This is a genomic window from Puia sp. P3 (assembly GCF_050632245.1).
GTDB lineage: Bacteria > Bacteroidota > Bacteroidia > Chitinophagales > Chitinophagaceae > Puia.
The window spans coordinates 6474923-6496058 of record NZ_CP192583.1 but is presented as its reverse complement, the minus strand read 5'-3'; the positions used below and the strand labels follow the sequence as shown (position 1 = coordinate 6496058).

Below are 21136 nucleotides of genomic sequence, written 5' to 3'. Positions count from 1 at the left end.
CATAAGGAAGCCGCTATAATGATCCAAGAAACTGAAAATCAACCAATTGACCGACGAATGATCCACTCCTTGACTTCCATTCACCCGGACGCCCGGCTAGCCCCCGACGTTCAGGTCGATCCGTTCAGTATGATTCATAAGAATGTTGAGATTGGAGCAGGAACATGGATTGGCAGCAACGTGACGATCATGGAAGGCGCCCGTATCGGAAAAAACTGTAAAATATTCCCCGGAGCCGTAATATCCGCTGATCCTCAGGATCTTAAGTTTGATGGAGAAGATACGACCGTACAGATCGGGGACAATACCACCATTCGTGAGTTTGTGACTATCCACCGCGGCACCCGCGATCGCTGGACTACCCGCGTGGGTCGGAATTGCATGATCCTGGCCTACAGCCATATCGCGCACGACTGTATCATCGGCGACAACTGTATTCTTTCCAATAACTCCCAGATTGCCGGCCACGTAGTTCTCGGGGACTGGGTCATACTTGGCGGCATGTGCGCGATCCACCAGTTCGTAAGGGTAGGTTCACACGTATTTCTCGGCGGCGGCTCCCTCGTAGGTAAGGACATTCCCCCCTATATCAAGGCAGCCCGTATGCCCCTCAGCTACTCCGGGGTCAATTCCGTCGGCCTCAAACGGCGCGGCTTTACCATCGACAAGATCAACCACATCCTCGATATCTACCGGGTCATCTACAATAAGGGAATGAATACCAGTCAGGCGCTGGAATATCTGGAGGAAGAATTCCCCGCCAGCGACGAGCGCGACGAAATAGTTGCTTTTATCAGAGAAAGCGGGCGTGGCATTATTAAACGCTACAGCAAAAGCAGCTTTGATGAAGATTACGCTGATTGATGCCGGCAAACGGTTCAACCGCGACTGGATCTTTCGTCATCTTGGTTACGAATTCTTATCAGGCCATAGTTATGCAATCACCGGCTCCAACGGCTCGGGCAAATCCAGCTTTGCTACAGGCCATCGCAGGAGCCATAGCACTCAGCGAAGGCAGCATCGACTACCAAACGCCCGCCGCTGCAGATACCGCGACCGCCAGGGCCATTTCCCCCGAACAGGTCTTCCGCCTGCTGTCCCTGGCCGCCCCCTATCTGGAAGTCATCGAAGAGATGACCGTCACCGAATTTCTTCACTTTCACGCCTCCTTCAAATCGTTTATCACCGGCATAACCGTCGAAGAGATCATCAGCCGCGTCGGCCTGAGGCCGGCCGCGGACAAACAGATCCGCTTCTATTCCTCCGGCATGAAACAGCGCGTCCGCCTGGCTCAGGCCATTTTCTCCGACGCACCCTTACTGCTGCTGGACGAGCCCTGTACGAACCTGGACGTCGACGGGATCGCGCTCTACCGCGGCCTGGTCCACGAGTACGGAAAAAGCCGCCTCGTCGTCGTCAGCAGCAACGACCCCCGAGGAGTATGATTTCTGCGAAGAAGTTATTAATATTATGGATTATAAGCCATAATGAGATCAAGGTTCAATTTCTTCACCGCCATCTTTCCCTGCATTTTTATAGCCGCATTTTTTGGGCTCAGGTGTTATTTTGCTTTCCATCCCGAAATGAGGCTGAAGAACAAACTCGGCGGTTCCAACAGCGCCGTGGTGCCGGGTATCATTCTCATCCTGGGCATGGGCCTCGCACTTTTGTTACTCGTTGGTAGACTCGTCTGGCTGAAAATAGACAGAGACACGATACTGCTCAGGGGCATCTTTATTCATCAGGAACTGCCAGCATCCGAAATACGCGACATCCGCCTGCTCGACAGAAAGAGCATGACCTTCGGAAACACCAAATACGAATCGCTGACCATCCATACCACAGAAAATAAGGAATTCGTGCTCTACGATATTCTCTACTGGAATATGCCGGCGATCAAGACCTTTCTTCAGCAATCAGATGACGGACCCGCGAAGCCCGGCTTCTTCAAAAACAGACCCGCGGTCGCGGTATCCGACCCATCGACCTTTTCCGGAAATTTTTTACTGACCCTGAGTGCCGCATCCCTCATTCTGTTAGGCGTCTCCACCATCTGGATCGCAAAACTGCTCATCCCGGTGGCGACCCGCGGAGGGCTGGACCTTTTGTTTTCCTGTGTGATCCTGACGTTGGTTGGGTCCGGTCTCTTCCTGCTCAGCAGCCAGCTCTGCTATTTCCGCCTCGAAGGCGACCAGCTGCAGATAAGAAATCACGTCTGGCCGGGGTACAAAAAATATTATCCGCTGACGGACATGGCGGGTATCGTTATCGAACAACCGTACAACCGATCGGTCGCTCTGCGTATCCGTACACGCGATTTCCGGTCGAAGGCTTATAGCGCGGCAAGCCTCAGGACAAAGCACTGGCAGGCACTCTATGAAAACCTGAAGGAGCTGAAGATCCCGGTAGTATCCGAGATCTACATGGGGAAATCCGAATTTTCCGCTAAACTTTTACACCTATGTCCAGCGAAAATATCCAAATGCTCAGCAGCATTTTTGGGTCTGGAATTGCAGGAAGTGAAATCAAAGTCCGAGATCTTTAGTTCCAGAAGCAAAGGTTCATTCCTGCTTAACGGGGAAGACCAGATCGTAGGGCTCAACCTGTGGGACTCCAATATTAAAAAACTGGACTTTTTGGCGAAGCTGCCCGACCTCAGGTATTTGGGCCTCGGCCTCAACTGGGATTGCAATTTTGCGGGGTTAAGCCGGATGACGAACCTCGAAGAATTAAGTCTGTCCCATAATGATATAGAAGACCCGGGTTTTCTTTCCGGTTTGACAAATTTGAAAGTACTAAGTCTCGAGGGTAATAAGATAGCAGACCTTTCTTTCGTTAAGGATCTCTTCGCCCTCGAATCACTGAGCCTGAACGGCAATCAGGTAAAAGATGGAAAATATCTGTCGGACAAATCCGGTCTCAACTCCCTGGAACTGCGCGACAATCGTCTTTCAGACCACCGTTTCCTGACTTCATTGACCAGACTGGCCCTTCTTGACCTCGGAGGCAATGATATAACGAAGTTTGACTTTTTAACCGACTTCAGGGAGCTAACGGTTTTATATCTGAGCAGGACCAATTTAACGGACATCTCGTTTTTGTACAACCTGCCCAACCTGCTTACGCTCGAACTCAGCGGCGTTCGAAACCTCTCTTTCGGATTTCTGTCTGAGTTCACCAACTTACTCTTTTTATATCTCAACGATACCAATTTATCCGACTGCGGTTTTCTTGAGAGCCTGACTAATATGTTGGGGGTCGAACTCAATGCCAACAGGATTTCCGACATCAGCTTTATGCGTGGATGGAAGGATTTGGCAAGGATCTGCATCGCAAACAATCAGGTTTCCGATCTCAGTGTTCTGGAAGGTCTCGACAATCTTACAAAGGCGGACCTCACGGGCAATCAGATCACTGACATCCGGCCCCTGTTGAAATTTGTAAAAAGGGCCTCAGGGTAGTCAATAAGGACTGGGACTATGATTCCTTTTTGCGTGGCGGGAAATCCCATCGAAAGTACGCTGCTCAAAATGCTCGATCTGGGCGGAGACGCCGTGCTGCGGCATTTCGAAAGGATCAGCGAGGAAGGCCTGGACTATATTTTTGAGGCAAAGATTACCCTGGTGGGGGAAGGCGGTACCGGCAAAACTTCCCTCCAGGCCCGGCTGCTGAACGAGAACGCGGCACTGCCGAAAGACGACACCAGAACCCGGGGCATACAAATATCCGACTGGCATTTCGACGACAGTGACGGACGAAAGACCGCCCATATCTGGGATTTTGGCGGCCAGGACGTATACTATCCCGTCCACCGGTTTTTTCTGACGGAGAATTCCGTCTTTATACTGCTGGCATCTACCAGAAATGCCAGCCACAATTTTGAATACTGGATCCCGACCATTTTTCAGTTTGGCGGCAATAGCCCCATCATCCTTGGCCAGACCTGCCACGACGGCCTCAGGGTCACCTGGAATGACATCGGAAATTATCTGGCCAACACTAATTTCAATATTGTCCGCACGGGAAGTACGCCCTATTTCCAGCTGAATCTCCCCGACCGCAACGACGGTTTGAAAGAGATCCGGAGCGCAATCGTCGCCCAGATCGCGCAACTGTCCCATTTCGGCAGGGGCGTTCCCAGATCGTGGATCCCGGTACGCATAGCCATCGCCGATGAAGCTAAAAAGAATGCCTGTATCTCCTTCGACAGGTTCACCGAAATATGCCGGCAGATCAACGCGGACAAGTTCGCTGACGTCCAGCAGGTCGAAGACATCGGTAATTTTTACATTTCCTCGGCATAATCGTGTGGTACTCCAATAACGAGGAACTGAGGGAATGGGTGGTGCTGCAGCCGGGCTGGATCATGAACGCAGTGTACAGGATCATCGACGACGTGGAATTGCAGAACCGCCATGGACTGATCCTTCCTGCAGATTTTGAAAGGCTGTGGTCGGACGGGTTCTACAAGGGCAGACAGAACGTTTTGAAGAAAATGCTGCAGGTATTCAAGATCATCTTTCCGCAAAAAACCAAAAAGAACACCTTTATTCTCCCAGCCCGCCTACTCTCGATCCCAAAGGAATCCATCTGGCCCCGGGACGGCGTAAGCCTTCGTCTGCAATACGACTATGTGTTCATGCCCAGAGGACTGGTCAACCAGCGCTGAGTGCCGAACTGAGCCGCCTGATCGTTTCGGACAACGACGTCTGGAACAACGCCGTGACCCTGACCTACGGGGACGGCACCGCCAGGGCGCAGGTCTTCGAGGATTTTTATCACCGCCAGATCTGTGTGGCGGCTTCCGGCGCCGACGCCCGAGGTCTTATTATGCTGATAATGAATGAAATGACCAATATCATCGACGGTTACAAGGGCGTAGAGGCAGACCTTAGCGTCCCTTGCAATTGTCCTGTTTGTCTGACGAGCGAAACCCCCATTTTTTTTAAACATAAAGAGCTGCTCCGCTGGTCAAAAAGGGGAACAGTATTTTGCAACGAGAGCGGCACGAGCATGTCCATCAATGAATTGTTGTTTAACGTGGGTTTGATCAATCCGCTGAAAGAGACGACCAGGAGTGAAACTACATCCGCAAGGCCATTAAAGGCATTTATCTCCTATTCCCGCCTCGACGGTGAAAGCAGGGAAGAGGGCGGATACGACTATTTAAGTCAGTTCAAAAAGCATCTGGCTCCGCTGGCGAAATACAGCGAACTGATCCAGACCTGGGACGACACGCTGCTGATCGCGGGCGAGGACTGGGATGACAGGATCAGGGACGAGCTGCAAAAGAGCGACGTTATTTTCCTACTGATTTCGGTGAACTTTCTGAACACCCCTACATCGCGGACACCGAACTCAGGATAGCCATCGGGAGACACGAAAGGAAAGAATGTCTGGTCGTGCCCGTGGTCATCGGTGCCTGCGGCTGGCAGGACATTAAATGGCTGGGTAAGATAGCGGCGGTCCCGCGTAAAGGGGCCAATATCGCTTCCTGGGAGGCGAATCCCGCCTGGAAAACGATCGACGACGCCTGGATGCACGTCTACAACGAGGTAAAGGAAATGATCGTCAGCTATCAGAAGAACAAGGCCTGACAACTATCGCTGACTGGCGATCAGCAGATTCAGGTCCGTATACTTCAGGTCGAAGCGCTGGCTGAGATGGAAATTGGTCAGGGCTCCCTTGAACAGGTAGATGCCGCTGCGCAGATGTATCTTATGCCATACCAGATTTTCAAATCCGCCTTCTTCACCGGCCTCCAGCAGAAGAGGCATCAGCACATTGCTGATAGCGTGGCTGGCCGTACGCGCAAAGCCGGAAGGAATATTGGGAACGCAATAGTGTATGACGCCGTATTTGGTGAAGACCGGGTGCTCGTGCGTCGTGATCTCCGACGTCTCGAAGCAGCCTCCGCGATCGATGCTGACGTCAATGATCACACTGCCGGGACGCATATTGCTGACCATCTCCTCGGTGACGACCACCGGTGTGCGGCCGCTCTGTGAACTAAGAGCCCCGACGGCGATCTCACAGGTCTTTATCTGTTTGGCCAGAATACGGGGTTCCATGACAGAGGTCCACATCCGCTGGCCGATATTGTTCTGCAGTCTTTTGAGGCGGTAGACGCTGTTGTCGAAGACTTTTACGGAGGCGCCCAGGGCCAGGGCGGCGCGGGCGGCAAATTCGCCGACGATGCCCGCTCCCAGAATAATGACCTTGGTGGGGGGATGCCCGAGATCCCGCCGAGGAGAACACCCTTTCCGTGGTTGGCGGAGCTCAGGTATTGTCCGGCAACAAGCATTACGGCGCTGCCGGCGATCTCGCTCATGCTGCGGACTATTGGATAGGTGCCGCTGTCGTCTTTCAGGTTTTCAAAGGAGATGCCGGTGATACGTTTGTCCATCATCTTTTGCAGCAGCTCCGCCTTCATGGCGGAAAGATGGATGGGAGAGATGACGATCTGGTTCAGCTGCAGGAAGGGCAGATCCTCTTCGATGACAGGCGCGCTTTTTACCAGTATGGGGGCCTTGAATACCTCCGACTTGTCAGATACGATCCTGGCCCCGGCCTCGCTGTAGTCCCTGTCCCTGTAGTGGGAGGCTTCTCCGGCGTTGCGCTCGATCACGACCTCGTGGCCGTTGCTGACCAGCACACCAACCGCGTCCGGCGTCAACGCGATACGGTTCTCCTGGAAGGCGACTTCCCTGGGGATACCGATATGTAAAGGAACCCCTTTGGGTTTGATGTCCAGGGTTTCTTCTAGTGTTTCGTAGCTGAAAGAGGTACTGATGACTGGTTTTTGCTGCGACATAATATGTCTGTCAAATTACAATTTAATATTGATTTTGGTGGGTTATTTTACGCGTGCTGGGATCGATGACCTCGAGTTTGAAATCCACCGTATCAGCCGGAAAGATGCCCGGAGCCCGGTCCGGCCATTCAACCAGACAGATCTCCCCACTGTACAGCACGTCCTCCACACCGGCACGGATGGCCTCCTCTTCGTCTTTTAGCCGGTAAAGGTCGATATGGTAGATCTTTCCGCCCTTATACCGGTATTCGTTGATAATGGAAAAGGTGGGGCTGCCAATAGCGTCCGTGACGCCTTTCAGCGTACAAAGGGAATGGATAAATGTCGTTTTTCCGGCCCCCATGTCGCCATGAAAGGCAAAAACAGCCGGAAGAGGAAATTGTTGCCAGAACCATCGGGCGGCCTCCTCTATATCCTTTAGCTGAAAACGAAGTTCCATGGCGCAAATATATCCCTTTCCGATCAGTGATCTTACATCCGTGTGGGCTTCGTAACTTTGCATTTGACTATATATGGAAACTATTAATTGGAAAATAGAGGGGATGAGCTGTTCCAGCTGCGCACTCACTATCAATAAATATCTCGAAAAAAGGGCTGCAGAACATAAAGGTGAGTCTGGCCAGCGGGGACGTCAGTTTCGGGGCCCCGGAAGGGCTGGACAGACAGTCCCTGCAGAAGGGCATCCACGACCTGGGCTATACCGTCGTCGGCGACGATCAGCAGTCCGCCGTGCGCCGGCCGATGAATAAGCACCTGAAACGTTTTCTTTTTTGTCTTCCCTTTACGCTGGCCCTCGTCCTGCACATGGTGGGCGTCGAAGGGCTGATGCACCCATGGGTTCAGCTGGTCATATGCCTGCCCGTTTATGTCACGGGGATGTTGTTCTTTGGCCGCAGCGCCGTCAAAAGCCTGCTGAACGGCATGCCCAATATGAACGTGCTCATCGCACTGGGTGCGACCGCCGCCTTTGTCTACAGCCTTACCGGCACCCTGATGGGACTGGGCCACGACTATCTTTTCTATGAGACCGCCGCCTCCATCATCACCATCGTATTCTTTGGCTACTATCTGGAAGACGCTTCCGTCCAGAGCTACCCAGCGGTCGCTGGACAGACTGGCCGTCAACCGGAAGATCACGGCTACCATGATCGCATTCGACGACCAGCACCAGGAAGTGCTGTTCCCCGTCGAGGGCGACCAGCTGAGAAGCGGCGACCTCATCCTGATACGCGCGGGGGAGGAAGTACCGGCGGACGCCAGAATACTCTGGGGAGAGGCCGGCGTCGACGAGTCGGTCCTTACCGGCGAAAGCATGCCAGTCGATAAAAAAGGGAAGGACAGCCTTATCGGCGGCAGTCTCCTCGTGTCGGGGACAGTAAAGGCCCAGGTCACCGCCGGGGCCAACGATTCGGTGCTGGCGGGTATCGTCAGAATGGTCCGCCAGGCGCAGGGCGAGAAGCCGCCCATCCAGCAGCTGGCCGACCGGATCAGTGCCGTTTTTGTGCCCGCCGTGCTCTTGCTGGCCGTCATAACATTTATCGGCAACTACTGGTATGACCATACCGTGGCGCCCGCCCTTATGCGCAGCATCGCCGTGCTGGTCATCGCCTGCCCCTGCGCCATGGGGCTGGCCACCCCGCAGCCATTTCCGTCGGGCTCGGCCGCGGCGCCCGGAAAGGCATCCTGTTCCGCAACGCCCGTCACCTGGAGGCTTTTTCGGGTATCCGTCAGGTGGTATTCGACAAGACGGGCACCCTGACGACCGGCGAGTTTGCCATCAGCCAGTGGCAGGTCCACCCGGATGCAGGGATCTCCCCGAACAGCTGAAGGCCATCGCGTACTCTCTCGAAAAATATTCCGGCCACCCCATCGCCAGAAGCATCACCCGCGAATGGAAGGCCTCGCCGGGCAGCGTTTTCCGCTGGCAGAAGGTCGAAGAGGTGAAGGGCCTCGGCATGCGGGGTGCTACGAAAGAAGGGGATATTTACTGGGCAGGTTCGTATAAGGTCGCGGCGGGATTGACCTCAGACGATGCGCATAACGTTTATATCGTCCGCAACGACCGACTTCTGGGTTGGATAGACGTCCGCGACCAGCTGCGCCCGGAGGCCGCAAATATCGTCTCCTGGCTGCATAGCAAGGGCATCCATACCGTCCTGCTCAGCGGGGACAGACAACAGACCTGCCGGGACATCGCCTCGGCCCTGGGCATCCAGGAAGTGCTGGCAGAACAGAGTCCGGAGGACAAGCTGAACTAGGTGACCCGCCTGACAGGCGAGATGCCTACCGCGATGGTAGGCGACGGTATCAACGACGCACCTGCACTGGCCCGCGCCACCATCGGCATCTCGATGAGCGACGCCTCGCAGCTGGCCGTACAGACGGCCGACGTCGTGCTGATGGGTAACGGCCTGCAGCAGCTGCCAGCCGCCCTGGGACTGGGCAGGCATACCTTTTCGACGATCAGAGGCAATCTTTTCTGGGCTTTTTCCTACAACGTCGTCGCAATTCCGGTAGCCGCACTAGGGCTGCTGACGCCGGCGCTGGCGGCCTTAGCGATGGGTTTCAGCGACGTGGTCCTGGCTGCCAATTCGCTGCGCCTCTATGTGAAGAAGCTGTTCTAAAATGACAAATCCCAATACACCCGACCTGCTGGGACTCCTGCGCCAGTACTGGCACTATGAGGGTTTCAGACCGAGGCAGGAAGAGATCATCCGGTCTGTGCTGGCCGGTAAGGACACCCTTGCCCTCCTGCCGACAGGAGGAGGAAAGTCCCTGTGCTTCCAGGTGCCGGCGATGGCGCTGCCGGGCCTCTGTCTGGTAGTAAGCCCCTGGTCGCGCTCATGAAAGACCAGACGGACGGGCTCCGCAAAAAGGGATCACCGCCTTTTCCCTCCACAGCGGGATGAGCCGCAAAGAGGTGATAGCGACCCTCCGGCTGGCGGGTAACAGCAACTGCAAATTCCTCTATGTATCCCCCGAACGACTCGAGACGGGCCTTTTTTCCGACTACCTGCATTCGCTGAACATCAGCCTTATCGCCATCGACGAGGCGCACTGCGTTTCCCAGTGGGGCTACGATTTCCGGCCCCCTACCTGCGCATTGCCGCGCTGAGGGAAGCGCTGCCGGAAGTGCCCATGCTGGGCCTGACCGCATCCGCAACTCCCACAGTCCTGGAAGATATCGCCGCGCGGCTGGAAATGCGGACGCCGGCCGTGTTTCGCCTGCCGTTTACGCGGCCTAATCTGTCTTACAGCATTTTCGCCGTCGCCAACAAGCCGCAAAAAATAGCGGAGATCCTGTCCAAAGTCACGGGCAGCGCCATCATCTATTGCAAGACGCGCCGGTCGACGCGTGAGATCAGCGAGGGGCTGATGCGCCAGGGCATTCCCGCGGTCGCCTATCACGCCGGACTTACGCGCGACGAGCGGATCACCCGACAGGAAGACTGGCTGAAAGACCGGGTAAGGGTCATCGTTAGTACCAACGCCTTTGGTATGGGCATTGACAAAGCCGGCGTCCGCGCCGTGATCCACGCCGACACCCCTGAGTCCGTCGAGAACTACTACCAGGAGTCCGGCCGCGCTGGCCGCGACGGCCTGAAAGCCTATGCGGTGCTGCTGGCGGAGGCCCCCGAACTCGCAGGTGGCCCAGGCGATCCACCCCCACCAAATTCGAGTCCGCGCGGCTGGAGTCCATGCCCGACGCGCGTTTCCCCTCCATAGACAAGATCCGTCCCGTCTACCAGCACCTGATGAACTACCTCCAGCTGCCCGCGGGTTCGGGCGAGGGCAACTATTTCGATTTCGACCTGACGGGCTTTACCTCCCGGTTTGGTCTCGAGATCGGCGCAGTGACGAACGTGCTGAAGGTCCTGGAGCAGGAAGGGCTCTTCAGCTGGCAGCAGCAGGTATTCCTGCCCGCCAGGACGCAGTTCTGCGTCGGAAAGGAGACGCTCTACGATTTCGAACGGGACCATCCCGAATTCGAGCCGCTGATACACGCTTTGCTGCGCAGCTATGAAGGAATTTTCGACCAGTCGGTCCCGATACGCGAGCGGCAGCTGGCCTGGCAGCTGCGCATTTCACCGGCCCAGCTCGGCGGCGCAGCTCGAACAGCTGAACGCCCTTCGCATCATCGACTATACGCCACTGAAAGAGTCACCCCAGCTGTACTTCTTCCGCGACCGCGTGGCGACAGAGGAATTGTATATCGATCCGGTCAGCTACAGGGAAAAAAGGAAGTATATGCGGCGCGGATCCGCGCGATGATCCGCTATCTCGGGCTTGGCTCGGGAGAATGCCGGAGCCGCTACCTGGCGCACTATTTCGGGGACAAGGACGCGGGAGACTGCGGGATTTGCGACAACCGCCTGGCCGCGGCCAGGGCGGCCTCGCCTGCGCGGCCGCCGGGGAGATAACTCAAAACCAACTCTTCTTACTCTTTCCTCCGAGACCCAGAGCTCCCAGCAGACTGCGCGTGATGATCCCCGCCGCCGTTCTTTCTGCCTGCCGCGCGGCAGGGCTGTCAAGAATTTTTTCGAGCGTAGACTTTTCCTGTTTTTCGGCGCGGCCTGTCCACCACCGCCGCCTGCATCCCCATTTTTAGCGGCGGCCTCCGCCAGCTTCGCCGTAAGGATCTCATAAGCGCTCTCCGAATCGACCGGCGTATTGTATTTCGCCGCCAGCCTGCTCTTCGCCACGGCGCCGTCCAGCTCTGCCGGCGTGAGGATATCCATCCTGCTGCGCGGCGAGCACAGCAGACAGTGAACGAGAGGCGTGGGAATTCCTTTTTCGTTGAGCGAAGTGATGAGGGCCTCGCCGATGCCCAGCTTCGTAAGCAGGTCCTCCGTCTTATAATAAGTGCTGGTCGGATAGTTCTCCGCCGCCTGCCTGATATCCTTCCGGTCGGCGGCCGTAAAAGCGCGCAGCGCATGCTGCACTTTCAGACCCAGCTGCGCAAGCACTCCAGCGGGAATATCCGACGGGTTCTGCGTACAAAAGAACACGCCGACGCCCTTGCTCCGGATCAGCTTGATGATGGTCTCTATCTGTTGCAGCAGAGCATCGCTGGCTTCCTGGAAGACCAGGTGCGCCTCGTCGATGAACAACACCAGTTTGGGTTTGTCGAGATCGCCTTCTTCCGGGCAGGTGGCATAGAGTTCCGCCAGCAACTGCAGCATAAAAGTCGAAAATAGCTTTGGTCTGTTCTGGAGATCGGTGACGCGCAGTACGCTGATCATCCCTCTTCCGTCGTCGGATATGCGCATCAGATCGGCGACCTCCAGCTCTTTTCGCCAAAGAAGACGTCCGCGCCCTGTTGCTGGAGTTCGATGACCTTCCGCAGGATGGTCCCCGTGGACGTAGTGGCAACTTTGCCATAGGACTTTTCGATCTCCGCTTTTCCTTCGGCGCCTACATACTGCAGCACTTTTATAAAGTCCTTCAGGTCGAGAAGAGGCAGTTGGTTATCGTCGCAGAATTTAAAGATCATGGCCACCAGTCCCTCCTGCGTATCGTTGAGGCCGAGGATCTTGGCTAGCAGCACCGGTCCGAATTCACTGACGGTGGCACGGATGCGGGTGCCTTTCTCGCCGCTGAGGGTGAGAAATTCCACGGGGTAGGCGGACGGAGTATAGGTTGCGCCGATCTGCTTGTATCGTTCGTTCACCTTGTCGTTGGCGGTCCCGGCTGCGGCAATGCCACTCGAGGTCGCCCTTGATGTCCATCAGCAGCACGGGCACGCTGGCGTCGCTGAGGGCCTCGCTGATCATCTGGAGCGTCTTGGTCTTCCCGGTGCCGGTGGCGCCGGCGATAAGGCCGTGACGGTTCATGGTCTTCAGCGGAAGATATACGCTGGCGCCGGACACGACCTGACCGTCGAGCATCCCTGCGCCCATCAGAATAGTTTCGCCCTTGAAGGTGTAGCCGTCCTTTACGGACTGGAGAAAGCTGTCGGTTGCGGACATAGGTAGATGTTATTAAACCGTCCTAAATGTAAATAATTATGACCAGTCGATGACCGGTTGCCCGGACCTTTCCCGGGCTTAACACTGGCTGTATCGACCTGTCCCGGACTTACGACATGTCTAGACCTTTTCCGATAGCAGCTGGCGGATCTGCTCTTCCAGCTCTTTGAGCCTTTTTTCCAGATCGGGCAGGTTGCGGCTGATGGCCTGACTGCGCAATGCACTCGTATAGTCGTATGCAGGGGTTCCCGTTACGGCGCCGCCCTGCGACTTGATCGATTTTGTAACCCCGCTCTGCGCATTGATACGGGCTCCGTCGGCGATCTGCAGGTGACCGACGATGCCAGCCTGTCCGCCGATCATTACGCCGCTGCCGATCTTGGTGCTGCCGCTGATACCCGCCTGCGCCGCGATGACAGTATGGTGTCCGATATCCACGTTGTGGGCGATCTGTATAAGGTTGTCGAGCTTGGCCCCGTTGCGGATCACCGTGGAACCCATGGTAGCACGGTCGATGGCGACATTGGCGCCTATTTCCACATAGTCTTCGATCACCACATTCCCGATCTGGGGAACTTTTTTGAAAGTGCCGTCCGACTGGGGAGCGAATCCAAATCCGTCGCTGCCGATCACCGAGCCCGCATGGATGGTGACATTGGCGCCGACGACGCAGTTGTGGTAGATCTTCACGCCCGGATGCAGTACCGTGTTATCGCCGATGCTCACATTATTGCCCAGGAACACCTGCGGGTGGATCTTGACGTTGTTGCCAACAACGACATTTTCTCCGACATAGGCGAAGGCGCCGATAAAGACCTTGTCTCCGATCCTGGCAGTTTTTGCCCGGTAGGATGGCTCCTGGATGCCCGTCAGCTGCTGCGCCTCTATCTCCTGATATTTGGTCAGTAGGGTAGCAAAAGCCGTGTAAGCGTCGGGGACCCGGATCAGCGTGCCGCTGGTCGGTTGTTTCACCTCCTGCGTCTCATTGATGATGATGACGGAAGCGCCGGTGGTATAGAGATATTCTTCGTATTTGGGATTGGCGAGAAAGGCGAGCTGGCCGGCAACGGCTTCTTCGATCTTTCCGAAGCTACTTACGGCGGCGTTCGGGTCTCCTTCCGTCTTACCGTTGATCAACATGGCTATCTGGGCAGCAGTGAATTGCATAGTTTTGTGGTTTTTCAGGATGTAGTTCTCTACACACCTGTACTCAAGTGGCAAATATAAAATTTTTTCACCGTGCTCGCCAGCGTTTGCTGGATAAGCGCGTTGTCTACCTTCGAAATATCCTTTACCGATCCGTCCCGGAAGAGGATACAGATCTTTTCGTCGGCGGGATTATAGGTCGTATTGACGGCCTCTCCGGTGAATACGAAATACCCGGCTTCTTCCATCGAAATGTCCAGCATCCGGCTCACGTTCTCTTTTAATCCCGCTACGTAGGACTCTTCGAAGGGAGTTGCCTGAAGCCTTACTTTTAGCAGCCTCCGGTCGATCAGCCCCTTCGAAAGGCCGGACAGCACCTTGTCGGGATGGAACATCCAGTTCTTGATGGTCCCCATTACGTCGTAGTCGTCGAGCAGGCAGAATTTGTCCAGATTTGACCCGACGGACGCGCGGGTCGTTGCATCCTGCAAAAAGAAATCCAGGGCCGGAGAACAGCAGCTGACTTCCTCTCCGCGGACCACCAGCTCGCGCGCCCTTTCCAGTATCCTGACCAGCATTTTTTCGGCGCTCACCACCGTCTTGTGCAGATAGACCTGCCAGTACATCAGCCGCCGGGCGAGCAGGAATTTTTCTATCGAATAGATGGCTTTTTCCTCCACCATCAGCTCGCCGTCGCAGACGGCCAGCATTTTCAGGATCCGGTCATAGCCGATGACGCCTTCGCTGACCCCGGTGAAGAAACTGTCGCGGGACAGATAGTCCATCCGGTCCATGTCCAGCTGTCCGGACACCAGCTGGTGCAGAAAGCGCTTGGGGTGGTCATTCGTGAAAATACGGATCGCAGTGCCCAGCTGTCCGCCGAATTCCTTGTCCAGCACCTGCATGATCTGCAGGGACAGAGTTTCGTGATGGGCGCCTTTTATGACCACATTCTCGAGGGCGTGCGAGAAAGGACCATGGCCAATATCGTGCAGCAGGATGGCGATCTTTACCCCCAGCTCTTCCTCATCGCTGATAGCAACCCCCTTACGCCTCAGTTCGGTGACCGCATTCCCCATAAGGTGATAGGCCCCCAGCGAGTGGTGCAGACGGGTATGCACGGCCCCGGGATAGACCAGGTGGGCAAATGCCATCTGATTTATCCGGCGCAGTCGCTGGTAATAAGGGTGGGCCACGATGTTCAGCAGCAGGGGATGATCCAGTGTAATAAAGCCGTAAACGGGGTCATTTATGATCTTGCGCGATAATTGGGCCATTCCTGTTTGTGTTTTGTTAAAACGGGCTAAAACAATTGTCAAATCTAGTTAAAATTGGCCGAGAGTTTGTAGTTTGTGTGATATGGCACTAGCGAAAATACTCTGGGTCGACGACGAAATTGAGAGCTTGCATTCCCAGATCCTCTTTCTGGAAAATAAAGGATACGAAGTTACGGCCCTGACCAACGGTTTTGATGCTATCGATTTTGTAAAGGAAAATCCCATCGACGTAGTTCTGCTGGACGAGACGATGCCCGGTATTACGGGTCTGGAAACCCTCGCCAAGATCAAGGAAGCCAACCAGCATACCCCGGTAGTGCTGATCACCAAGAACGAGACGGAGAATCTGATGGACGACGCGATCGGTAGCCAGATAACGGACTACCTTATCAAACCCGTCAATCCAAATCAGGTGCTGCTCAGCCTCAAAAAGATCATCGACAATAAAAGACTGGTCGCGGAGAAGACCACCACGGCCTATCAGCAGCAGTTCAGGAATCTGTTTATGGCACTGAACAGCAATCCCGACTACAACGAGTGGATGGACATCTATAAAAAGCTCGTGTACTGGGAGCTCGAGATGGAGAAATCCGACAGCCCCGAAATGCGCGAGGTCCTGCAGACCCAAAAACAGGAAGCGAATACCGAGTTCTTCAAATTCGTAAGTAAGAACTACGCCGGCTGGGTGAACCCCCGCTCGACCGAGGGTCCCATCATGTCGCACAACCTCATCCAGTTCAAGGTATTGCCCCACGTGGAGAAGGGCACGCCGACCTTTTTTATCCTGCTCGACAATCTTCGGATCGACCAGTGGAAGGCAATCCAGCCCATCTTCGCGGAAAGTTTCCGCATACTCGAAGAGGATAGTTTTTACAGCATCCTTCCGACCGCTACGCAGTACAGCCGCAACGCGATTTTTTCCGGCCTGATGCCGCTGGATATCGAGAAACAGTATCCGTCGCAGTGGAAGAACGACGACGAGGAAGGCGGGAAGAACCTTTTCGAAGAGGAGTTTTTCCGCGGCCTGCTGAAGAGGCTGAAGAAGGACAACCTTAGATCTTCGTATACAAAGGTACTCAACTACCAGGCCGGCCAGGACCTGGTAAATAACATTCACAACCTGCTGAACAACGACCTCAACATCATCGTCTATAATTTTGTGGATATGCTCAGCCACGCGCGCACCGAGATGGAAGTACTGAAAGAGCTCGCCAGCGACGAGATCAGCTACCGCAGCATTACGACCAGCTGGTTCGAGCATTCTCCCCTGCACCAGGCACTGAAGAAGATCGCCGACAAGAAGATCAATATCATTCTGGCCACCGACCACGGCAGCGTGCGGGTGAAAACGCCTTACAAGGTCATCGGCGACAAGCAGACCACTACCAATCTCCGGTACAAACACGGCCGCAACCTCAACTACGAGGCCAAGGAAGTACTGGCATTCCGCGACCCCAAAGAGGCGGGCCTGCCCGTCCCCACCGTCAATTCGTCATTCATCTTTGCCCGCGGCGACGGATTCCTTTGCTACCCCAATAACTACAACTACTACGTCAACTACTACCGCAATACGTTCCAGCACGGCGGCGTCAGCCTCGAGGAAATGATCATTCCGGTTGTCCGGATGGCAAGCAAAAATGCCTGATCCGGCTCCGTTCCACGGGCAGCCCCCCCGGACCACCCGCCGGTACACCCCCTCCGTAGGTGGTTTTTCTCCACACCTGGTGGATAAAATAGGGCCGGCCGATTCCCCTTCCCCCTTATTAAGTGTTAATTTTGAAGACCATGATGAAGTTCACACAATCTACTCTCGATAAGGTCGAGCGAATATTGGATGAAGCCGAATACATCGTACGCTACGAAAGAGGCAATTTTCAGAGCGGCTATTGTATTTTGGAGCAGAGAAAGGTGGTGGTGCTGAATAAATTCCTCCAGCTGGAAGGTCGCATCAGCACACTGATCGATATCGTCCCCCAGCTGCGCATCAATCCCGAAATGCTGAGTCCCGAAGTAAAAAAGATTTACGACGACGTAGTCGCAATGGCCCATCAGGTGGGTGAAGGAAATGAATAATCCCCCGTTAAAGATCACTTTTTTGGGTACCGGCACCAGCACGGGAGTGCCGATGATAGCCTGCCCCTGCGCCGTATGCGCATCCACCGACAATAGGGACAAACGGCTGCGCAGCAGCATACTCGTCCAGTCGCCTGCCACGACTATCGTTGTCGATACCACGCCGGATTTCCGCTATCAGATGCTGCGGCAGAATATACGCGAGCTGGACGCCGTCATTTTCACGCATCCGCACAAGGACCATCTCGCCGGCCTCGACGACGTTCGGGCCTTCAATTTCTTTCAGCGCAAAGCGATGAACCTCTACGCCAATGAAATGACGCAGGAGACGATCGTGCGCGAGTTCCCCTACGCTTTCGCCGACATGAAATACCCCGGCATTCCCGACCTGCGCCTCAACGATATCGACAAAGACCCGTTTCTCATCGGGGATATCACCATTCAGCCGATCCAGGTCTGGCACATGAAAATGCCCGTACTGGGTTTCCGCTTCGGCGACTTTACCTATATCACCGACGCCAACCGCATCGACGAAGAAAGAACGCGAAAAGATAAGAGGCAGCAAACAGATCGTCCTCAACGCCCTGCGCCACGAGAAACACGTTTCCCATTTCTCCTCGGCGAAGCCATCGACGAAGTCCGTTCCCTCGGCGTGCCGGAGGCCTGGTTTACCCACGTCAGCCACCAGCTGGGCAAACACACCGAAGTCGAACCCGACCTCCCCAAAGGAATGCACCTCGCCTACGATGGCCTCGTCGTGGAGGCCTAACTACCTCCTATTTCCCGCCATCATCCCTCCCGTCCCCCATTCCCCCCGGATTGTTAATGATTTGTGAGTGTATTTCTCCTGTTAAACCTTCTCTCCCTTTTAGGGTCTATCCAGACATAAAAGCAGAGTATGAGAAAAATAGTCCTGTCCTTACCCGCCCTTCTCCTGGTTGCAGTCACCTCGTTTGGCCAGACAGCCGTAGAATTCATTCCGCAGGGCGGCTATACCTTTGGAAGCAATACCGATTTCCCCGATCTGTACGGTCACGTCGACGGCGCCTGGAGCCTCGGCGGCGCGCTGAAATTCAACGTCAACCGCAATCTCGGTATCGAAGTACTTTATAATCATATCAGTACGACTTCCGGTCTATACTACTACGACGACCATAGCGCCTATTCCTACGGCAATCTCGGCATCAACTATATCATGATCGGACCCGTCGAATCCTTTACCATCCCCGGCTCCACAGTCCGTCCCTTCATCGGGGCGATGCTTGGCGCCGCGATCATGGACCCCGAAGGCGACAACACCTTCACCAAATTTGCCGCCGGTTTTCAGCTGGGTACCAACATCTATGTCTCTCCCCGCGTCGGCCTCCAGCTAAAGGCACAGATGCTGTCTCCCGTAGACGCGGCCGGCGGAAGCCTGTTCTTCAGCAACTACGGCTCCGGCGGCGGCATCAGCACCTATTCCTCGATGTACCAGTTCAGCCTCAACGCAGGATTGATCATCGGCCTGGGCCAGATCCTGCCCGAACCGGGCTACCACCAGTCCCGCCGCCCCGGCCCCCGCTACCGCAGATATTATTACTAACTAAATGGGTTGATCCATACCCCTTACATATACACCCCGCCGTCGGCGGGGTTTTTTATTCCCCCGGCCACCGCGGCCCTCACCCCGGGTCACTCAACCCCCGGCCACCGCGGCCCCCTCGCCCCCGCGCCCGCACGGCTGGCGCGCCCCCGCGCCGACAGTTACCCGCTGCAACGGGCAGGTGTCCAATGATTTTACAAACTAACGTTTGTTAGTTTTATAAAAAATCTGTTACTTTGGGTCATAAAGGACTTGTGGTATACCCGCAATTCGATATATTTATAACGATTGTTTGCCAGTGTTTCCAGGCAATAGCCTCACCGGTTGTTGCCTGGTTTTTTAAGGCCGGGGCCAACAGGGCCGCAAGATCGGATTTGATAAATACTTTTTAATCTATCTCCACATGGAATTCGCAACAGAAGAACTGACCAGACAAGTGGGGCAAACAGCCCGCGATTTTGCCAACCAATACATCAAGCCCTTTGTCATGGAATGGGACGAGTCCCAGCATTTCCCCAAAGAAGTTTTCGAAGGACTCGGACGCCTCGGCCTCATGGGCGTCGTCGTCCCCGAAGAATACGGCGGCTCCGGCCTGTCTTACATCGAATATGTCACTGTTATTCAGGAGATTGCCAAGGTCTGCGGCAGCATCGGCCTTAGCCTCGCCGCCCACAACTCCCTCTGCACCGGACATATTCTTGCCTTTGGCAATGAAGCCCAAAAGAAAAAATTCCTCCCCGTCTCGCGACCGGCGAGGCCATCGGCGCCTGGGGCCTCACCGAAGCCAATACCGGCAGCGACGCCGGAAATATGCGCTGCACCGCCGTCAAAGAAGGCAACGAATGGGTCGTCAACGGCACCAAAAACTGGATTACGCACGGCATCAGCGGCAATATCGCCGTAGTCGTCGCCAGGACAGGCGAGCCGCGCACCCGGAACAACGCCACCGCCTTCGTCGTCGAGAGAGGCACACCAGGATTCAGCGGCGGCAAGAAAGAGAACAAACTCGGAATGCGCGCCAGCGAAACCGCGGAAATGATCTTTGACCAGTGCCGCATCCCCGACGAGAATCGCCTCGGCGAAGTCGGCGACGGCTTTCGTCAGGCGCTCGCAGTGCTCGACGGCGGACGTATCTCTATCGCCGCCCTTTCCATCGGCATCGCCAGAGGCGCCATGGAGGCAGCCATTCAGTATTCGAAAGAACGCCACCAGTTCGACCAGCCGATCAGCAATTTCCAGGGCATCTCTTTCAAACTGGCCGATATGGCCACCGAGATCGCCGCGGCCGAACTGCTGACCTTCCAGGCTGCAGACCTGAAAAGCCGACACCTGCCCATGACCCGCCAGGCCGCCATGGCCAAATACTTCGCCAGCGAGGTGGCCGTCCGGACCGCCAACGACGCCGTCCAGATCTTCGGCGGATACGGATATACCAAAGATTTTCCCGTCGAGAAATTCTATCGGGACAGCAAACTTTGTACGATAGGAGAAGGAACCTCCGAGATACAAAAGATCGTGATTGCCAGAGAGGTACTGAAGGGGTAGGGCCCCGGCAACCCGGTCGTAACAATTTTATAATACTTCCATTTTTCCGTGCATTGCTAGTTTTGCCCGCAGTAAACTACAATTGAATGGCAACTGCTTATGCCCTCCATCCTGCCGTCGGCACCTTCGACCTTACTGCCTTCGACGAGATCTACCACCAGTATCACAACGCCGTGTACAGCAATATTTACAAGCTCGTACGCCAGGAGGCCGTAGCCGAAGATATTCTGCAGGAGGTATTTATTGCGCTGTGGGAGAACCGCCGCCGGCTGGAGCCTGCAAAGGTCGCAGGCTGGCTCTTCGTCACCAGCTATAACAAATCCGTCAAATACCTCAAAAAAAGTCGCGCGAGAACGCCGTGCCACTTTCAGAAGACAGCCCGGTCTACAACACGATCCAGCCCGAAGAACAGGTCAGCGAACTGCGGCACCAACTAAGGATCTCTATGATCGAGGACGCCGTCAACCACCTCCCCGAAAGAAAGCGACAGGTCTTCCGCCTCTGCCGCTACGAAGGCAAATCCCTCGACGAGGTTGCACACATCATGAATATCTCTCCCTCCTCCGTCAGCGACTATCTTAAACAGGCCAACCGCTTCATCAAAGACTATATCTTCTCCAACTACGCCGAGGCTTCCCTTGCCCTGGCCCCGCTGCTCGTCATCTACTTAACAATTCCGTAATATCAATCGGCATCCCCTTTTTTCACAACAGGGGTATTTATGGCAAAC

Annotated in this window: 29 protein-coding genes and 1 pseudogene; 22 read left to right on the top strand and 8 right to left on the bottom strand. The window is 55.2% G+C overall.

The window, feature by feature from the left end; translation table 11 throughout:
- Positions 1-57: 57 nt before the first annotated feature.
- From lpxA to ACQ86N_RS40950, 7 genes are all read left to right on the top strand, one after another.
- Positions 58-864: an acyl-ACP--UDP-N-acetylglucosamine O-acyltransferase gene (gene lpxA / locus ACQ86N_RS40980; protein ID WP_431212072.1), complete on the top strand. Its 807-nt coding sequence runs from the start codon at positions 58-60 to the stop codon at positions 862-864.
- A gap of 110 nt (positions 865-974) precedes the next feature.
- A complete protein-coding gene (locus ACQ86N_RS40975) occupies positions 975-1445 on the top strand; it encodes an ABC transporter ATP-binding protein (protein ID WP_431212071.1) in 471 nt (156 codons plus the stop codon).
- A 42-nt stretch (positions 1446-1487) separates the two neighbouring features.
- Positions 1488-3461, top strand: a complete 1974-nt coding sequence (locus tag ACQ86N_RS40970; RefSeq protein WP_431212070.1) for a leucine-rich repeat domain-containing protein — start codon at positions 1488-1490, stop codon at positions 3459-3461.
- Between the two features lie 18 nt (positions 3462-3479).
- Positions 3480-4304, top strand: coding sequence for a hypothetical protein (locus ACQ86N_RS40965; protein ID WP_431212069.1), 825 nt, complete (start codon positions 3480-3482; stop codon positions 4302-4304).
- A 2-nt stretch (positions 4305-4306) separates the two neighbouring features.
- Entirely contained in the window at positions 4307-4669 is a 363-nt protein-coding gene (locus ACQ86N_RS40960; RefSeq protein WP_431212068.1) for a COR domain-containing protein, read from the top strand.
- 53 nt (positions 4670-4722) lie between these two features.
- Positions 4723-5367 (top strand): hypothetical protein, encoded by a 645-nt coding sequence (locus tag ACQ86N_RS40955; RefSeq protein ID WP_431212067.1) that lies wholly within the window; start codon positions 4723-4725, stop codon positions 5365-5367.
- 35 nt (positions 5368-5402) lie between these two features.
- On the top strand, positions 5403-5597 hold the full coding sequence (locus tag ACQ86N_RS40950; RefSeq protein WP_431212066.1) for a hypothetical protein: 195 nt from the start codon (positions 5403-5405) through the stop codon (positions 5595-5597).
- Between the two features lie 3 nt (positions 5598-5600).
- Here ACQ86N_RS40950 and ACQ86N_RS40945 read toward each other — a convergent pair whose 3' ends face one another.
- The 4 genes from ACQ86N_RS40945 to ACQ86N_RS40930 all read right to left on the bottom strand — a co-directional run bounded on the left by ACQ86N_RS40945 (position 5601) and on the right by ACQ86N_RS40930 (position 7822).
- Entirely contained in the window at positions 5601-6197 is a 597-nt protein-coding gene (locus ACQ86N_RS40945; protein WP_431217801.1) for an alanine dehydrogenase, read from the bottom strand.
- Positions 6146-6814, bottom strand: a complete 669-nt coding sequence (locus ACQ86N_RS40940) for a hypothetical protein (protein WP_431212065.1) — start codon at positions 6812-6814, stop codon at positions 6146-6148. The genes ACQ86N_RS40945 and ACQ86N_RS40940 overlap by 52 nt, the downstream gene beginning before the upstream one ends.
- A gap of 22 nt (positions 6815-6836) precedes the next feature.
- A complete protein-coding gene (tsaE, locus tag ACQ86N_RS40935; protein WP_431212064.1) occupies positions 6837-7316 on the bottom strand; it encodes a tRNA (adenosine(37)-N6)-threonylcarbamoyltransferase complex ATPase subunit type 1 TsaE in 480 nt (159 codons plus the stop codon).
- 68 nt (positions 7317-7384) lie between these two features.
- Positions 7385-7822 (bottom strand): hypothetical protein, encoded by a 438-nt coding sequence (locus tag ACQ86N_RS40930; RefSeq protein ID WP_431212063.1) that lies wholly within the window; start codon positions 7820-7822, stop codon positions 7385-7387.
- Between the two features lie 13 nt (positions 7823-7835).
- Here ACQ86N_RS40930 and ACQ86N_RS40925 point away from each other — a divergent pair, with 13 nt between their 5' ends.
- From ACQ86N_RS40925 to ACQ86N_RS40895, 7 genes are read left to right on the top strand one after another with little or no spacing between them, the layout of a single operon-like run.
- On the top strand, positions 7836-8573 hold the full coding sequence (locus tag ACQ86N_RS40925) for an HAD-IC family P-type ATPase (RefSeq protein WP_431212062.1): 738 nt from the start codon (positions 7836-7838) through the stop codon (positions 8571-8573).
- 25 nt (positions 8574-8598) lie between these two features.
- Positions 8599-9072 carry an HAD family hydrolase gene (locus ACQ86N_RS40920; RefSeq protein ID WP_431212061.1) on the top strand — a complete coding sequence of 158 codons (474 nt, stop codon included), beginning with the start codon at positions 8599-8601 and terminating at the stop codon, positions 9070-9072.
- The gene (locus ACQ86N_RS40915) at positions 9073-9438 is read left to right on the top strand and encodes an HAD-IC family P-type ATPase (protein ID WP_431212060.1); all 366 of its coding nucleotides are present in this window, start codon (positions 9073-9075) and stop codon (positions 9436-9438) included.
- 1 nt (position 9439) lies between these two features.
- On the top strand, positions 9440-9661 hold the full coding sequence (locus tag ACQ86N_RS40910; RefSeq protein ID WP_431212059.1) for a DEAD/DEAH box helicase: 222 nt from the start codon (positions 9440-9442) through the stop codon (positions 9659-9661).
- A 58-nt stretch (positions 9662-9719) separates the two neighbouring features.
- Positions 9720-9929, top strand: coding sequence for a hypothetical protein (locus ACQ86N_RS40905; protein WP_431212058.1), 210 nt, complete (start codon positions 9720-9722; stop codon positions 9927-9929).
- Entirely contained in the window at positions 9884-10540 is a 657-nt protein-coding gene (locus tag ACQ86N_RS40900; protein WP_431212057.1) for a helicase-related protein, read from the top strand. Before ACQ86N_RS40905 ends, ACQ86N_RS40900 begins: the two co-directional genes overlap by 46 nt.
- Positions 10513-11235 carry a RecQ family zinc-binding domain-containing protein gene (locus ACQ86N_RS40895; protein ID WP_431212056.1) on the top strand — a complete coding sequence of 241 codons (723 nt, stop codon included), beginning with the start codon at positions 10513-10515 and terminating at the stop codon, positions 11233-11235. The genes ACQ86N_RS40900 and ACQ86N_RS40895 overlap by 28 nt, the downstream gene beginning before the upstream one ends.
- Positions 11236-11346: 111 nt before the next feature.
- Here ACQ86N_RS40895 and ACQ86N_RS40890 read toward each other — a convergent pair.
- The 4 genes and pseudogenes from ACQ86N_RS40890 to ACQ86N_RS40875 all read right to left on the bottom strand — a co-directional run.
- Positions 11347-12485, bottom strand: a pseudogene (locus ACQ86N_RS40890) (helicase HerA-like domain-containing protein); the annotation flags it as partial.
- Positions 12373-12783, bottom strand: coding sequence for a helicase HerA-like domain-containing protein (locus ACQ86N_RS40885; RefSeq protein WP_431212055.1), 411 nt, complete (start codon positions 12781-12783; stop codon positions 12373-12375). The pseudogene ACQ86N_RS40890 and the gene ACQ86N_RS40885, both read right to left, overlap by 113 nt.
- A gap of 120 nt (positions 12784-12903) precedes the next feature.
- Complete coding sequence (gene lpxD, locus ACQ86N_RS40880; RefSeq protein ID WP_431212054.1) at positions 12904-13950, bottom strand: UDP-3-O-(3-hydroxymyristoyl)glucosamine N-acyltransferase; 1047 nt, start codon at positions 13948-13950, stop codon at positions 12904-12906.
- 29 nt (positions 13951-13979) lie between these two features.
- On the bottom strand, positions 13980-15206 hold the full coding sequence (locus tag ACQ86N_RS40875) for an HD domain-containing protein (RefSeq protein WP_431212053.1): 1227 nt from the start codon (positions 15204-15206) through the stop codon (positions 13980-13982).
- Positions 15207-15288: 82 nt separating this feature from the next.
- Here ACQ86N_RS40875 and ACQ86N_RS40870 point away from each other — a divergent pair, with 82 nt between their 5' ends.
- From ACQ86N_RS40870 to ACQ86N_RS40835, 8 genes are all read left to right on the top strand, one after another.
- A complete protein-coding gene (locus ACQ86N_RS40870) occupies positions 15289-16851 on the top strand; it encodes a response regulator (RefSeq protein ID WP_431212052.1) in 1563 nt (520 codons plus the stop codon).
- A gap of 140 nt (positions 16852-16991) precedes the next feature.
- Entirely contained in the window at positions 16992-17279 is a 288-nt protein-coding gene (locus ACQ86N_RS40865) for a hypothetical protein (RefSeq protein ID WP_431212051.1), read from the top strand.
- Positions 17272-18048, top strand: coding sequence for an MBL fold metallo-hydrolase (locus ACQ86N_RS40860; protein WP_431212050.1), 777 nt, complete (start codon positions 17272-17274; stop codon positions 18046-18048). Before ACQ86N_RS40865 ends, ACQ86N_RS40860 begins: the two co-directional genes overlap by 8 nt.
- 129 nt (positions 18049-18177) lie before the next feature.
- The gene (locus tag ACQ86N_RS40855) at positions 18178-18861 is read left to right on the top strand and encodes a hypothetical protein (RefSeq protein WP_431212049.1); all 684 of its coding nucleotides are present in this window, start codon (positions 18178-18180) and stop codon (positions 18859-18861) included.
- A 403-nt stretch (positions 18862-19264) separates the two neighbouring features.
- On the top strand, positions 19265-19765 hold the full coding sequence (locus tag ACQ86N_RS40850; protein WP_431212048.1) for an acyl-CoA dehydrogenase family protein: 501 nt from the start codon (positions 19265-19267) through the stop codon (positions 19763-19765).
- A complete protein-coding gene (locus ACQ86N_RS40845) occupies positions 19672-20406 on the top strand; it encodes an acyl-CoA dehydrogenase family protein (RefSeq protein WP_431212047.1) in 735 nt (244 codons plus the stop codon). Before ACQ86N_RS40850 ends, ACQ86N_RS40845 begins: the two co-directional genes overlap by 94 nt.
- A gap of 86 nt (positions 20407-20492) precedes the next feature.
- Positions 20493-20843, top strand: a complete 351-nt coding sequence (locus tag ACQ86N_RS40840) for an RNA polymerase sigma factor (RefSeq protein WP_431212046.1) — start codon at positions 20493-20495, stop codon at positions 20841-20843.
- Complete coding sequence (locus tag ACQ86N_RS40835) at positions 20765-21088, top strand: sigma-70 family RNA polymerase sigma factor (protein ID WP_431212045.1); 324 nt, start codon at positions 20765-20767, stop codon at positions 21086-21088. Before ACQ86N_RS40840 ends, ACQ86N_RS40835 begins: the two co-directional genes overlap by 79 nt.
- Positions 21089-21136: the final 48 nt, after the last annotated feature.

What these genes read in the sequence shown, in the direction of transcription:
- lpxA (WP_431212072.1), top strand. Translation starts at nt 58, where the DNA reads ATGATCCACTCCTTGACTTCCATTCACCCGGACGCCCGGCTAGCCCCC.
- ACQ86N_RS40970 (WP_431212070.1), top strand. Translation starts at nt 1,488, where the DNA reads ATGAGATCAAGGTTCAATTTCTTCACCGCCATCTTTCCCTGCATTTTT.
- ACQ86N_RS40965 (WP_431212069.1), top strand. Translation starts at nt 3,480, where the DNA reads ATGATTCCTTTTTGCGTGGCGGGAAATCCCATCGAAAGTACGCTGCTC.
- ACQ86N_RS40940 (WP_431212065.1), bottom strand. Translation starts at nt 6,814, where the DNA reads ATGTCGCAGCAAAAACCAGTCATCAGTACCTCTTTCAGCTACGAAACA.
- tsaE (WP_431212064.1), bottom strand. Translation starts at nt 7,316, where the DNA reads ATGCAAAGTTACGAAGCCCACACGGATGTAAGATCACTGATCGGAAAG.
- ACQ86N_RS40925 (WP_431212062.1), top strand. Translation starts at nt 7,836, where the DNA reads ATGAGACCGCCGCCTCCATCATCACCATCGTATTCTTTGGCTACTATC.
- ACQ86N_RS40910 (WP_431212059.1), top strand. Translation starts at nt 9,440, where the DNA reads ATGACAAATCCCAATACACCCGACCTGCTGGGACTCCTGCGCCAGTAC.
- ACQ86N_RS40905 (WP_431212058.1), top strand. Translation starts at nt 9,720, where the DNA reads ATGAGCCGCAAAGAGGTGATAGCGACCCTCCGGCTGGCGGGTAACAGC.
- ACQ86N_RS40895 (WP_431212056.1), top strand. Translation starts at nt 10,513, where the DNA reads ATGCCCGACGCGCGTTTCCCCTCCATAGACAAGATCCGTCCCGTCTAC.
- ACQ86N_RS40885 (WP_431212055.1), bottom strand. Translation starts at nt 12,783, where the DNA reads ATGTCCGCAACCGACAGCTTTCTCCAGTCCGTAAAGGACGGCTACACC.
- lpxD (WP_431212054.1), bottom strand. Translation starts at nt 13,950, where the DNA reads ATGCAATTCACTGCTGCCCAGATAGCCATGTTGATCAACGGTAAGACG.
- ACQ86N_RS40875 (WP_431212053.1), bottom strand. Translation starts at nt 15,206, where the DNA reads ATGGCCCAATTATCGCGCAAGATCATAAATGACCCCGTTTACGGCTTT.
- ACQ86N_RS40870 (WP_431212052.1), top strand. Translation starts at nt 15,289, where the DNA reads ATGGCACTAGCGAAAATACTCTGGGTCGACGACGAAATTGAGAGCTTG.
- ACQ86N_RS40865 (WP_431212051.1), top strand. Translation starts at nt 16,992, where the DNA reads ATGATGAAGTTCACACAATCTACTCTCGATAAGGTCGAGCGAATATTG.
- ACQ86N_RS40860 (WP_431212050.1), top strand. Translation starts at nt 17,272, where the DNA reads ATGAATAATCCCCCGTTAAAGATCACTTTTTTGGGTACCGGCACCAGC.
- ACQ86N_RS40855 (WP_431212049.1), top strand. Translation starts at nt 18,178, where the DNA reads ATGAGAAAAATAGTCCTGTCCTTACCCGCCCTTCTCCTGGTTGCAGTC.
- ACQ86N_RS40850 (WP_431212048.1), top strand. Translation starts at nt 19,265, where the DNA reads ATGGAATTCGCAACAGAAGAACTGACCAGACAAGTGGGGCAAACAGCC.
- ACQ86N_RS40845 (WP_431212047.1), top strand. Translation starts at nt 19,672, where the DNA reads ATGCGCTGCACCGCCGTCAAAGAAGGCAACGAATGGGTCGTCAACGGC.
- ACQ86N_RS40840 (WP_431212046.1), top strand. Translation starts at nt 20,493, where the DNA reads ATGGCAACTGCTTATGCCCTCCATCCTGCCGTCGGCACCTTCGACCTT.